The sequence below is a fragment of the Fischerella major NIES-592 genome, assembly GCF_001904645.1.
GTDB classification, from domain to species: Bacteria; Cyanobacteriota; Cyanobacteriia; order Cyanobacteriales; family Nostocaceae; genus Fischerella; species Fischerella thermalis.
Map to the genome: position 1 here is coordinate 160601 of NZ_MRCA01000009.1, position 13245 is coordinate 173845.

General features: G+C 41.2%; 12 protein-coding genes. 6 read left to right on the forward strand and 6 right to left on the reverse strand.

Annotated features, from left to right (window positions below; all coding sequences use genetic code 11):
- Window positions 1-128 precede the first annotated feature (128 nt).
- Window positions 129-2519, forward strand: a complete 2391-nt coding sequence (locus NIES592_RS16755) for a single-stranded-DNA-specific exonuclease RecJ (RefSeq protein ID WP_073556344.1) — start codon at window positions 129-131, stop codon at window positions 2517-2519.
- Here the strand turns inward: NIES592_RS16755 and NIES592_RS16760 are convergent.
- From NIES592_RS16760 to NIES592_RS16770, 3 genes are read right to left on the reverse strand one after another with little or no spacing between them, the layout of a single operon-like run.
- The gene (locus NIES592_RS16760; RefSeq protein WP_073556345.1) at window positions 2516-2758 is read right to left on the reverse strand and encodes a hypothetical protein; all 243 of its coding nucleotides are present in this window, start codon (window positions 2756-2758) and stop codon (window positions 2516-2518) included. The genes NIES592_RS16755 and NIES592_RS16760 overlap by 4 nt on opposite strands.
- Window positions 2743-2961 carry a type II toxin-antitoxin system HicA family toxin gene (locus NIES592_RS16765; protein WP_062244827.1) on the reverse strand — a complete coding sequence of 73 codons (219 nt, stop codon included), beginning with the start codon at window positions 2959-2961 and terminating at the stop codon, window positions 2743-2745. Before NIES592_RS16765 ends, NIES592_RS16760 begins: the two co-directional genes overlap by 16 nt.
- Window positions 2961-3203 carry a type II toxin-antitoxin system HicB family antitoxin gene (locus NIES592_RS16770; protein ID WP_062244822.1) on the reverse strand — a complete coding sequence of 81 codons (243 nt, stop codon included), beginning with the start codon at window positions 3201-3203 and terminating at the stop codon, window positions 2961-2963. Before NIES592_RS16770 ends, NIES592_RS16765 begins: the two co-directional genes overlap by 1 nt.
- A 132-nt stretch (window positions 3204-3335) precedes the next feature.
- On the opposite strand from NIES592_RS16770, the gene NIES592_RS16775 reads away from it, so the two are divergent.
- Window positions 3336-3533, forward strand: coding sequence for a DNA-binding protein (locus NIES592_RS16775; protein WP_062244819.1), 198 nt, complete (start codon window positions 3336-3338; stop codon window positions 3531-3533).
- Window positions 3533-3931: a type II toxin-antitoxin system death-on-curing family toxin gene (locus NIES592_RS16780; protein WP_073556346.1), complete on the forward strand. Its 399-nt coding sequence runs from the start codon at window positions 3533-3535 to the stop codon at window positions 3929-3931. The genes NIES592_RS16775 and NIES592_RS16780 overlap by 1 nt, the downstream gene beginning before the upstream one ends.
- Before the next feature lie 73 nt (window positions 3932-4004).
- On the opposite strand, the gene NIES592_RS16785 is transcribed toward NIES592_RS16780, so the two are convergent.
- Window positions 4005-4274, reverse strand: a complete 270-nt coding sequence (locus tag NIES592_RS16785) for a type II toxin-antitoxin system VapC family toxin (protein ID WP_256678159.1) — start codon at window positions 4272-4274, stop codon at window positions 4005-4007.
- A 96-nt stretch (window positions 4275-4370) separates the two neighbouring features.
- Window positions 4371-4586, reverse strand: coding sequence for a hypothetical protein (locus NIES592_RS16790; protein WP_016866075.1), 216 nt, complete (start codon window positions 4584-4586; stop codon window positions 4371-4373).
- Between the two features lie 206 nt (window positions 4587-4792).
- On the opposite strand from NIES592_RS16790, the gene NIES592_RS16795 reads away from it, so the two are divergent.
- From NIES592_RS16795 to NIES592_RS16805, 3 genes are all read left to right on the forward strand, one after another.
- Complete coding sequence (locus NIES592_RS16795) at window positions 4793-9160, forward strand: eIF2A-related protein (protein ID WP_073556347.1); 4368 nt, start codon at window positions 4793-4795, stop codon at window positions 9158-9160.
- Between the two features lie 401 nt (window positions 9161-9561).
- A complete protein-coding gene (locus NIES592_RS16800; RefSeq protein ID WP_073556348.1) occupies window positions 9562-10146 on the forward strand; it encodes a thylakoid membrane photosystem I accumulation factor in 585 nt (194 codons plus the stop codon).
- A 285-nt stretch (window positions 10147-10431) separates the two neighbouring features.
- Window positions 10432-11043, forward strand: coding sequence for a hypothetical protein (locus NIES592_RS16805; RefSeq protein WP_062244807.1), 612 nt, complete (start codon window positions 10432-10434; stop codon window positions 11041-11043).
- Between the two features lie 485 nt (window positions 11044-11528).
- On the opposite strand, the gene NIES592_RS16810 is transcribed toward NIES592_RS16805, so the two are convergent.
- The gene (locus NIES592_RS16810) at window positions 11529-13244 is read right to left on the reverse strand and encodes a diflavin flavoprotein (RefSeq protein ID WP_073556349.1); all 1716 of its coding nucleotides are present in this window, start codon (window positions 13242-13244) and stop codon (window positions 11529-11531) included.
- Between the last annotated feature and the right edge of the window lies 1 nt (window position 13245).

Sequence of the window (13245 nt, forward strand, 5' to 3'; positions counted from 1 at the left end):
ATTACTTATGCTGTCGCGTGGGCTGGTAATTGGTAATGGGAAAAATCTCTTGCCCAATGCCCTATGACCAACAACGAAGCATAATTAATACTGTAAGCAATTAGCCGAACTTTATAGAAACATTTTATATGTATGCCCAGCAGTGGATTTTGACATCAACAGAACAACCGCCTGAGTGGTTCTTAGAAGCTGTCAAGGAGTATACACCCACATCTAGCGGACAGTTTGCAGCACAGCTGTTGTGGCAACGTGGTATAGCAGACATACCACAATTAGCGGCTTTTGTCAATCCCAAAAATTACTTACCTGCAAGTCCGTTTGAGTTTGGGCAGGAAATGCATCTAGCGGTAGAACGCTTAGAAAGGGCATGGAAATTTGGTGACAAAGTTGCCATTTGGGGAGACTTTGACGCCGATGGTATTACCTCCACAGCTGTGTTATGGGATGGCTTGGGGCAATTTTTTCGCCAAAATTCGCAGTTATTTTATTACATTCCCAATCGCTTAACAGAATCCCACGGACTCAACTGTCAGGGCATAGATAAGCTAGCAAATCAAGGATTTAATTTAATTGTAACTTGTGATACTGGTAGCACGAATATTGATGAAATTACTTATGCTAATCAACTGGGTATTGATGTAATTGTTACAGATCATCACACTCTGCCAGCAGAACGTCCACCTGTGACGGCGATTATTAATCCTCGATATTTGTCGAGTGATCATCAATTGTTTCATCTTTCTGGAGTGGCAGTTGCTTACAAGCTAGTAGAAGCTTTGTATCAAACTTTGCCAGAGATTCCGCAACAACCATTAGAAGATTTGTTGGATTTAGTTGCAGTAGGGTTAATAGCTGACTTAGTGCAGTTGAGCGGAGATTGCCGCTATTTAGCACAATTGGGAATTGGACGGTTGCAAGAAGATTTTAAACTACCACCCGCCCAGCGACGACGCCCAGGGGTAGGACGATTGTTGGAATTGTGTCAGAAAAGTGGCGATCGCCCCACGGATATTTCCTTTGGACTTGGCCCCCGTATCAATGCTGTCAGTCGCATTCAAGGTGATGCTAGCTTCTGTGTAGAATTACTGACTAGTCGCGACCAAGCACGTGTTCACCAGTTAGCGGAAGCAACAGAATTAGCCAACTCTCGCCGCAAGTCTCTACAAAAAGAGGTCGCCCAACAAGTCAACCACAAGATCAGCCAAATGGACTTGTCAACCACCAGCGTCATCGTTTTAGCCGATCCTCAGTGGGCTGTTGGCGTTTTGGGATTAGTAGCAGGACAAGTCGCACAAGAAATAGGACGACCGACTATTTTGTTAAGTACAGAAGGGGTAGGGGGAGTAGGGGGAGTAGGAGGAGAAGATATTCCTCACACCCCTCACACTTCCCCCACTATTTCTCCTCTTCTAGCCCGTGGATCTGCGCGTTCCGTTAACTCTGTTGATCTATACCAGCTAGTCAAAAATCAAGCCCATCTGTTACATCGTTTTGGTGGACATCCCTATGCGGCGGGGTTGAGTCTACCAGTGGAAAATATTCCTTTATTTACAGAGGCGATTAACCAACAATTACGGCAAACTTTGGGTGGTACAACTTTAACACCAACAGTACAAGCGGATTTGGTGGTGACAGTGGCGGATTTGGGGAAAGAATTATTTTTAGAATTAAAACTTTTAGAGCCTTGTGGTATGGGTAATCCGGTGCCAAAATTACTGATACAAAATTGTTGGTTTGAAAATGCTTGGCATCGCAATCAACAAGATTCTCGGGGCAATAAGATACAGTATATTAAAGCCGAGTTTGATATTCGGGATGAGTCTACCAAAAATCCTTTTCCTGGTGTGTGGTGGGGACACTACAAGGATGAATTGCCACCGGGACGCTGTGATTGCATTGTAGAGTTAGATTACAATACCTTCAAAAAACGTTATGAAATTCGCTTAATTGCCGTGCGTTCTTGCGAACAATCTGCACGACTGACTCCACACTCCATGCAAATATTAGATTGGCGCAATATCACTACTCCCCCTACTCTCCCCAATCCCCCATTATTAGTTAAAGAATGTCCTACCAGTTGGGATGATTTACGGGTATGGTTGAGACGATCGCTTCACAATCAGCAACCACTAGCGATCGCCTGGTCTAAAACAGAACATCAACCCCCAGAACAAATTTGGTTGACATTGGTAGGAATTGCCAAATATCTTAGTCGCACCAATCAATTAGTTACTCGTGTTCAGCTTCTGCAAAAACTTGGCATCAGTGACCAAAGTTTACACATGGGTTTGAGAGCATTAAGATATTTAGGTTTTACAATCCAAAGACAAGATCGTTATCTGCAAATCAACCAACAACCAAATACTGAATCTGCACTTGCAGAAACTGCTATTGCTAAGTTTTTGGCTGCTGTTCGCGAAGAACAATTTCAGCGCCAGTATTTCGCTGAAGTACCTATATCAACAATTCAAGCGATCGCCTGCAACATCAGTTATCAGTTAGCAGTTACCAGTTATTAAGCTATCAAGCGTGTAGTAGAGGAATTGTTAGCAAAGTGATAAAAGCAATAACTAATTGCTAAGAGAGAAGCAAAGCATCCAGAGGCTTTAGAACAATTAGAAGTATGCCAACAGCCAGAGATGTTGTTAGCAGCAGCGCCAGTGATGATGACAAAAGGTTTGGGTGTGGTTGCAAATGGGACGATCGCACCTTCATCCAAAACAAGCGATCGCCCCTGAAAAATCACAACTGTTCCCATTCATCTTTCTCAATCTCAGCTTGGCGCAATATCTCAGCCAAAAGCCCCTTACCAATATCACCTTTATGAGGATTTGGTATTCTTACGGTGATATCATCCTTGACCATAAATTGATGCTTGCTACCAGAATATGGTCCCTCAAATCCTAATTGTCTCAAATAGCGGATTAACTCAGGGCGCTTGATAGGGCCGAAAGTAGGCATTATGCTACTTCCTTAATTGACAATTCCATGCCATCAACTACAGGTAATGGCAGATTTCGGGAAACCCGCAATAAAATCCACTCTTCCAAAACTTCTGCTAATTCTTCTCTACAGGCTTCTAAAGTATCTGCATTTGCCCACACACCCTGGAATTCAGGAATTTCTCCGTAAAACGTGTCATTATCTGATAGTATTTTGTACTTGGCTTTATGCATTGCAGCTTGTATGTATTTTGTCAACATAACAGGGTGTTTTAATGATCTAGGAACAGTTTAGCCAAATTAACTGCTATGCGTACCCTTCATCCAAAATAAGCGATCGCATCAAAAAGTTACAGTGCTACATTGATTCTATCCTCATAGCTTGACCTAGCGATGAACAGCATTACTATTCAAATTCCTGATGAAGACTTAGAAAAACTGCAAGCAACAGCTACTCGCCTTGGTGTGTCGATAGAAGAATTAGTGCTAATGGGTGTCGAACAATTGCTCAAACAATCAGAAGTATCCTTTCAAGATGCTATGGATTATGTACTCAAGAAAAATACTGAACTTTACAAACGTTTGGCCTGATGCGTTATCTCACTTTAAAAGAGATCTTAGAACTTTATCAACGCATCATTGAGCAATCTGGTGGTTCGGCGGGTATTTCTAATCTTAATGGATTGGAGTCAGCCATAGCTCAACCACAGACGACATTTGCTGGAGAAGAACTATACCCAAGCATTCCTGAAAAAGCTGTAGCACTTGGTTTTTCACTAATCAAAAATCATCCTTTTATAGATGGTAATAAACGCATTGGTCACGCTGCAATGGAAGTTTTTTTGGTATTAAATGGTTTTGAAATTAGTGCAGCAGTGGATGAGCAAGAACAAGTAATTTTAAAAGTAGCATCCGGCGAATTAGGGCGGGAAGAATTTACTGAATGGCTTGGCAAGCATATAGTAGCTAAGCTGAGTTTTCAGGAGTAGAGAAAGGCGATCGCACTCTTCATCCAAAACAAGCGATCGCGTCACTTTACAAATGTCTGGGGTAAGGCACTACTCACTTTAATTGCACTGTCTGAATGTTAATCTCTGTGAGATTAGTCAGTCTGACATCATTAGTCAATAATGTTGCATTTAAAGATTGTGCAGTTGCAGCAATGATTGCATCTGGAAGCCTGAGTTTATATTGTTTGCGAAGTGAAATGGTTAATTTTTTGATATCACTGTCAATACTAACAACTGAAATTTTATTTAAAAAATCAATAATTTGTGTTTCTTCATCCGGGCGGAGGTTGGGATAAGACAACAATTCAATTTCCGTAATCACTGAAACTAAAATATTGTCCTGATGCTAATGGGTTTGCTAACCTACCACCTAAAAAGTAGAGTACTATATTGGTATCTAATAATATTAAAGGCTGTGTCAACTCCATTCATCCCTAATTTGCTGCTGATATTCTAAAGGATCTTGAGTTAATTTAATTACACCTGCATACTTGTTTAAATCAAAGTTTATTTGTTCTTGTAATTCATAAGCTTTTAATATTTGTTCGATTTTCTGCCAGTCTTGATAATCAATCAAAACTGCGACTGGACGCATAGCTTCATCAGTCACAATTTTTTTGTTAACAGGTAGCATAACTGTTTGCTTGAGATACGATGTTAATCTTTTGATCTTAGCTTTTTTACTTGTAAGTGATCGCACCTTCATCCAAAACAAGCGATCGCATTTAAATTAGTTATCAGTTATCAAGCTATCAGGCACATGGTGGAGGAACTGTTACTCAAGTGATATAACTAATAACTATTAAATACGTCCAGTCTCAGCAATTCCAACTGGAACCCATGAACGCACAGCATTACCCAAGCTATAAATACCAAGTCGGGGGCAGCTTACCAGCTAATTCTCCCACCTATGTGACACGGCAGGCAGACGAGGATTTATATACAGCACTGTTAGCAGGAGAATTCTGTTATGTCCTCAACTCACGCCAAATGGGCAAATCTAGCCTGCGGGTGAGAACAATGCAGAGGTTGCAACAACAAGGAATTGCTTGTGCGGCGATTGATATTACAGCAATTGGGACTTGGGATATTACCCCAGAACAATGGTATGCAGGGGTAATCGATAGCTTAGTCGGTAGTTTAAATTTCTATAACAATTTTGATTTAGAAAGCTGGTGGAGTGACAATCATTTGCTGTCGCCAGTGCAAAGATTCAGCAAGTTTATTGAAGAAGTTTTGCTAGTAGAAATATCTCAACAAATAGTAATTTTTGTTGATGAAATTGATAGTGTGCTGAGTTTGGGTTTTCCGATTGAAGATTTTTTTGCTGTGATCCGCAACTGTTACAACCAGCGTGCAGATCAGCCAGTGTACAATCGTTTGACGTTTGTGTTAATTGGTGTGGCGACTCCCAGTGATTTGATCGCAGATAAAAAGCGCACACCGTTTAATATTGGTAGGGCGATTGAATTGCAAGGATTTCGGTTAGAGGAAGTTGCTTCACTTACGCAAGGATTGGTAGGAAAAGTAACTAATCCTCAGGCTGTGATGGGTGAGATTTTGGCTTGGAGTGGTGGACAGCCGTTTTTGACGCAAAAGTTGTGTCAATTGGTGATTAACCTCACCCCAACCCCTCTCCTTGGTAAGGAGAGGGGCTATGTTGAGGAGTTCGGAGAAAATGGATCTAATCCCTTTGTTACGAGGGACGGAGGGGAATTTTGTGACTTTCTAGATGACAGAGAGTTCGCAAGGGATATTCTCTCTCCTACTAGGAAAGAAGTTTATACGAAAGAGTGGGTAGAAGCTGTTGTCAAATCACACATTATTGAAAATTGGGAATTTCACGACGAACCAGAACATTTGCGGACGATTCGCGATCGCATTCTCAGGAATGAGCAAAAAGCGTGTAGATGGTTGGGATTATACCAAAAAATTTTGCAGCACGGAGAATTAGAGTGTGATAATCGCCCTGAACATATGGAGTTACGGCTGACGGGGTTGGTAGTAGAACGAGAAGGAAAGTTAAAAGTATACAACCGTGTTTACGAGGCTGTTTTTAACCAAAACTGGGTGACAAAGGCATTGGCAGATTTACGTCCCTACGCCGAAACATTAGAAGCATGGGTTGCTAGCAATAAAGATGAATCTTGGCTGTTGGGTGGACAAGCATTACAGGATGCCCAAGCCTGGGCGATGAGCAAAAGTTTAAGCGATTTAGATTATCAATATTTAGCTGCTAGCCAAGAATTAGATAAGCGCAAAATGCAAACTGCCTTAGAAGCAGAAAAACAGGCAAGGCAGATTTTAGAGTCAGCGCGACACAAAGCCCGGCGACAAACTTACATTGGGGCTGGTATTTTAGGATTGTCGCTGCTAGGGGCTGTGGTGGTAGCAGTAGCAACAGAACAAGCTAGACAAAGGGCTTTTACTGCGATCGAAGCCGAAAGACTTGGTAACAACGCCATCGAAAGATTTAAATGGAACCAAATTGATGGTTTATTAATGGCGATGGAAGCCGGACAAAGCCTCAAAAGTTTAGTGAATCAAAAGCAATCTCTTGTTGATTATCCTGCTTTTAGTCCCATCCTCAGCATTCAAGATATTTTGGCGCAGATTCAACAGAAAAATTCCTTTGGAGATTCTAGCGCTTTTACCAGTACCAGTTTTGCATTTAGCCCGGATGGCAAAACAATAGTTCTTAGCAGTGACAATACAATCAAACTTTGGGATCTCACTACAGGTCAAGTTATCAAAACTCTGAGTGGCAATGAAAGTGAAAAAACCATGGTGTTTAGCCCCGATGGCAAAATAATTGCTTCTGGCGGTTATGAAAAAACCATCAAACTTTGGGATGTCGCCACTGGTAAAGTAGTCAAAACCCTATCCAGTCAAAATAATTCGATTTCTGAATTAATATTTAGTCCTGATGGCAAAATCCTTGCTTCCCGCAGTATTAACAACATTATCCAACTTTGGGATCTCACTACAGGTAAAGTCATCAAAAGCCTCTCTGAACATACTGATTTGATTAATAGCATCGTATTCAGTCCCGATGGCAAAATCCTTGCTTCCGGTAGTTCGGACGACACAATCAAACTCTGGGATGTCACCACTGGTAAAGCCATCAAAACTCTGACTGGGCATGTTGATAGGGTCACTAGTGTAGCATTTAGTCCAGATGGCAATATGATTGCCTCTGGTAGTGATGACAAAACTATTAAACTTTGGGATGTCACCACTGGTAAAGCCAAAACCTTGACAGGAAACAGCTATTCGGTCAGTAGTGTAGCATTTAGCCCAGATGGCAATACTATTGTTTCTGGTAGTTCTGACAGAACAATCAAACTCTGGGATGTCACTACTGGTAAAGCCACCCAGACCATACATGGGCATGATAGTAGTATCACAAAGGTAGCATTTAGCCCGGGTGGTAATCTGATTGCTTCTATTGGTTACGACTACAAGATTAAAATTTGGGACTTCACCAATAGTCAAAATATTAAAACCCTAAATGGTCATGAATCTGGGATCAGTAGCATCGGATTTAGCCCAGATGGCAAAATACTTGCTTCTAGTATTTCTGACAACAGGATCAAACTCTGGATCAAACTCTGGGATGGCAATACTGGCAAAGCTACTAATAGACTTTTAGAAGATAGCGCTGGGGTTATAAGTGTTGCATTTAGTCCAGATGGCAAAACAATTGCTTCTGGTAGTGGTGACAAGACAATTAAACTCTGGGATGTTACTACTGGCAAAACCATCACAACTCTAACTGGGTATGATTCTTATATTAGTAGTATTGGATTTAGCCCGGATGGCAAAATACTTGCTTCTGGTAGTGACAACACAATAAAACTCTGGGATATTGCCACCAGCAAAGAAATTTTCACTTTATCTGATCACAGTGGTGCGATCGCAACTCTCAAATTCAGCCCAGATGGTAAAATACTGGCTTCTGGTAGTTCTGACAAAACCATCAAACTTTGGGATATTGCCACTCGTAAAGTCATCAAAACCCTCACCTATGGTAGTTCGGTGACAAACATTGCCTTTAGCCCAGATGGCAAACTACTTGCTGCTGGTAGTTCTGACAAAACAATCAAACTCTGGGATATCGCTAGTGGAAAAGTTATTCAAACTCTGACTGGACATAGCAATCTTGTCAAAAGTGTAGTGTTTAGTCCAGATGGCAAAATTGTAGCTTCCGGTAGCAATGACAATACCATCAAACTTTGGAACGTCGCCACTGGCAAAGAAATTCGCACTTTCACAGCACATACTTCTTTTGTCACCAGCCTTGCATTTAGCAATGATGGTAAAGTCCTCGCTTCTGGAAGTGCTGACAAAACAATCAAACTTTGGCGTTTAAATCTAGATGATGTCCTAGCAAGGGGTTGCAGTCATCTACAACAATATTTTATTTCTCATCCAGAGACTTTAGAAAAACTCAAAGTTTGCCAAAATCAATCTCTGTTTTTAGCAGCAGCCCCTACTTTAGTTATCCAAGGTGAGAAGTTAGCAACAGAGGGTAAATATGAAGAAGCTGTTGCTAAGTTTCAAAAAGCGAAAAAGTGGGATTCTAAGTTAGACATAAATCCCGAAGTCAAAGCAGCCCCAGCTTTTGTGACTCAAGGAATCGAACAGGCAATTCTGGGTGATTTTTCTGGTACTTTTAAAAGCTTGAAACAAGCACAGAAACTCGACCCTAAAATCGATCTTGATCCATATACTGAAGGTGTACAAGATAACACTGAATTCATTGCCAAACAACTTGCAGCAGAAGGTTTCATTAATAAACAAAGTTTAATTCCCAAAGCACAAGAGTATTTAAAGCAGGGTGATTTCACAAAAGCTGTGGCAACATACACAGAGATTGAGAAATTACAGCCATCTAAACAAACCTTGGCTAATTCTTGGAATAGTTTGTGTTGGGAAGGTAGTTTACGTGGTTACGCCAAAGATGTAATGTTTGCCTGTGAAAAAGCTGTGTCCCTTATACCCGATGATGGCAATATCCGTGATAGTCGCGGTTTGGCAAGGGCATTAACTGGTGATACCAAAGGCGCAATTGAAGATTTTGAAGCATACATCGAATGGATTGCTGATCCCCAGGCGAAAGCAAAACGGCAAAGTTGGGTGAAAGATTTAAAGGCTGGTAAGAATCCGTTCACACCGGAGGAGTTGCAGAAGTTGCAAAGCGAGTAGGGGTGTGAGGGGTGTGTAGACGCGCTTTGCGCGGCTTCCCGTAAGGGTGGGGTGTGAGCCAAGCTATCAAAATTAATGTGGTGAACTACTAGAGATGAAAAATAGGCGATCGCGTTAATCCCAGCACAAGAAGCGTTATCTCACCTGAGTTGCACCTCGCCCTGAGTACACCTTGAACTGAAGTTCAACCCTCATAGCCCAAGTCCGTTAAAACGAACTCAAATGCATATTCAGTAAGCTTTAGCTTACTTGAGCCAAAGACTAGTAAAATTTATTTGTTGCCGGACAAAAAAGTAGGTGCAAGATCTAAGTTATCTTAAAAATTGGTAGCAAGCGTAATAATATTATGTGCTGAATTCAGCATCCACTGACAAAAAATAGAGGTTAAAAGGTTCCTTTTGATGAAAGGCATAAAGTTGCAATTTTTACCAATTTTTTCTCTTAACTGGCGGCATTTTTTGCCCTTTTTTTTGCTGCTTGTGTGCCTGTTCTCCCTAAGTATGTCACCAGCTTTTGCAGGTTTGAAAGATGACAGATATGATGGCAACATTTTTGTAGTTTATGCTGGCAATGGTTCACTGGTTCCACCCAGAGCTACACTAGCAACTGCCTTGAAGGAACATAAACCAGCATTATTGGTTTTCTATGTTGATGACAGTAGTGATTGCAAAGAGTATGCAATTGTTGTCTCGCGTTTGCAAGAATTTTATGGTGCAGCTACAGAGATAATTCCCGTTAATGTAGATACGATTTTACCCACCCAAACCTATAATTCTACAGAGCCAGGTTATTATTACTCTGGTGCTGTTCCACAGATTGCCCTGTTTGATCAGTCTGGCAAAGTAGTATTAAATAAGACAGGCCAAGTACCGTATGAAGAAGTAGATGATCGACTGCGGGAAGTGTTTGATTTATTACCACGTTCCCAATCATTAGAATTAAAACGCCGCTCCTTCAATGAGTTAAACAGTGAGTTGACAGAATAAAACTTGGGGCAGACTAAATTCGTCTGCCCCACATTTTTAGTACAACTTGCTACTGCATATTCAAAAAGTATCAGAGAAAATATCCAAATAAGCATAGAAAATAAATGGAGAATAACCAATAACTGAAGAAAAGCAGAGGGTAGTCCCAATGAAAAAATTTCACCATCAAACATGAAAAACCTCACACCGAAGAAGTTACATTACTTTATTTATGGGGACTTCTTCTGCTCTCTGCCTCCTGCCTTCTTAATATTGACTCTTGACCAATGACTAATGAAGTGCTTTATGGTGTCAAAGGTTTATACTACAGAGGAGCTAATCAATATTTTGGCAGCCGAACGCCAAGCTTGCTTGAAGGGCGATCGCCTCAAATTAGAGGTAAATGTCTCTGGCAATCCTGTGATTGATCAATTTATCAGAACTGATGGGCTGCAAAAGTTCACCGCCTATCAAGATTTTAAAGCAGCTATCCATGAATATCAAAAAGAATATCTCGTTTCTGGGATTATTTGGCGTGAATTAAATGTTAAAGGCAAAACCATTACTTATCCCGAAGTAGATTCGCAATTAATAGCTTTATCTAGTGACTTAGATATTTTAAAAGCAGCAAAAAATTCCATCTTGGAATTTTGGAATGAAGTCACCTCAGAAATGGATTTATATTTGAGTGTTAATAACAGTAAACAATATCAACCAATAATTAAAGCTGACGTTGATAGAATTGCCCAAAGAACAGAATGGGCAAATATATGTTGTTTTGAAAAATCTAACTTTTTAGAAATAATTTTGCAGTTGGGATGGGGTCAACCACAAGAAGCATGTTATAAACGAGGTTTTCCTACCTCAGGTAGTGAATTTATTCATGCAGTCATCCCTGGTAATTATCCAATTGGTTAATTTATCTGTGCTATTGACTCTCAAAATTTCATAATTCATAATTCATAATTCGTAATTTTTTTTGACTCAGTGGGAACGCAAAGGTAAGCGCACCAGGTACCAGAGTTTTGAGACTCTTACGTTGAGTAAACAGTAACCGTATTAAGCTTAGTGTCTTTGTGCCTTGGTGGTGAAAAAAAATCTCTTTTTGAAAAAATCTCTTTTTGAAACACTAAGACTTTAATACATAAAGTAGAGACGCGAAACTTCGCGTCTCCACAAAATTAAATTAGTAGTTGATGATTCCAACAACTACCAACCCTTCGGGTTCGCCAGTCCCCCTACCCTTACGGGAAGCCCTTCGGGTAGTTCCCTCCGGGACGCTACGGCGAACGCAGTCGCTCATGGGGGAAACCCCCAAGACGGCGCTGTCTCACCGCTTGTGCGTCTACGTGACGGGAACCGCCTTTTTGGGGGGCTGGACTCACCACCAACTAACAACTAAATTAATAATGATTGCCAGCTTTGCGATGATGAACAGCTGTCATGCCATCGGGCTGCAATAACTTACCATTGTCAACAACAGCATATACTACCCAATGGTCGCCGCACTCCATGCGTTTATTAACTGAACATTCCAGATAAGCTATTGAGTCGGTGATGATTGCACAACCGTTATCTGCAACTGCTGTGGAAAAGTCCTTAAATCTATCTTCTCCTGGGGCAAAGTTTTTGCGGAAGTGTTTCATATAATCTTGGTAATTTTCTTCACCCAAGATATTTAAGACAAATTTACCACCTGTGTGTAGGATGGATTCCACGGCTCTTTCTTTAGCGATCGCCACAGTAATTCCCGGCGGATTAAAAGTTGCTTGTGATACCCAAGTTCCCAACATTCCCGTAGAAACTTCACCTTGCTTGGCTGTGACAACACAAACAGAACCAACGATGCGACCGACAGCCTGTTCCATAGGCGTAGCAGCAGCTTGAGTAAAACGTGGTTTTTTCGCTCTTCTTAAGGCTTGAGCAAAATCTGTCGCTATTTCTTCACATTCTTTGAGGGTGACATCTGTAGGTTTAAACCTTGCTTTTAAGGTTTCAAACCCAAACTTGTAACCAGCATCTTTGAGTTTACCTTCAATCAAATCAAAGGCTTCACCACTCCAACCGTAGGAACCAAAAACACCAGCCAGTTTGCTGTTGTCACCAACGGCGAGAACAATACCCAAAGCTGTATGAATGGGTGTAGGTGCATTCCCACCAATAGTTGGAGAACCTATAATAAAGCCATCACACTTTTCGATCGCAGCGCGAATTTCATCAGGTTGAGCAAATTCGCAATTAATTGATTCGACGGCAACTCCACCTTTAGTTAGTCCCAAGGCAAAGGCTTGGGCTAGAGTGGCAGTGTTACCATAAGCTGAGGCGTAAAGCAAAGCAACACTAATTTCACGCTCAGTTTGTGATTTGCTCCAAATTTCGTAAGCTTTGGCTAGTTCCAACAAGCCGTAGCGAATCAATGGCCCGTGAACAGTAGCATACATTCTCACTTGCAATTCTGATAATTTTTCTAAAGCAGCTTGCACGTGAGTTGCATGGGGAGCCATCAAACAGTCAAAATAGTAGCGCTGGTCTTCTTTGAGTAGATCCCAGTCTTCATCAAAAACTTCATCACCACAAAGATGCGCTCCAAATAGCTTATTTGAGTAGAGAATTTGGGTTTGCTCGTCGTAGGTACAAAGTCCTGTTGGCCAACGTGGACTAGGGATAGGAAAGAATCTCAAAACATGACCCTTACCCAAATCAAGAGTTTCTTTCCCCCGCATTGTAATAATTTTCAGTTCGCGATTGGGGAAAGTTGCTCGTAAATTAGCAGCACAGGGAAGGGAACAAACAAAAGTGAGTTTGGGAACTAAATCTAAAAGTGCTTTGAGCGTGGCGACGCGGTTAGGATTAAAGTGACCAATAATCACATAATCCAACCGTTCCCAATCATTCAAACACTGTCTGAGTGCATCTAAATAAATTAAGCTGAAAGTTTCTGGTGGTGGATCGATAACTGCAACTTTATCACCACTAATTACGTAAGAGTTAGAGGTTGTACCTCTAGCTAATGCATATTCAATTTCAAACCGCAGGCGTGTCCAACTGCGCGCGCGCAGCACAGTTGTATTCGTCGCAATTGGTAAAACCTGCACGTCACGAGGATTGCAATTAGTCATA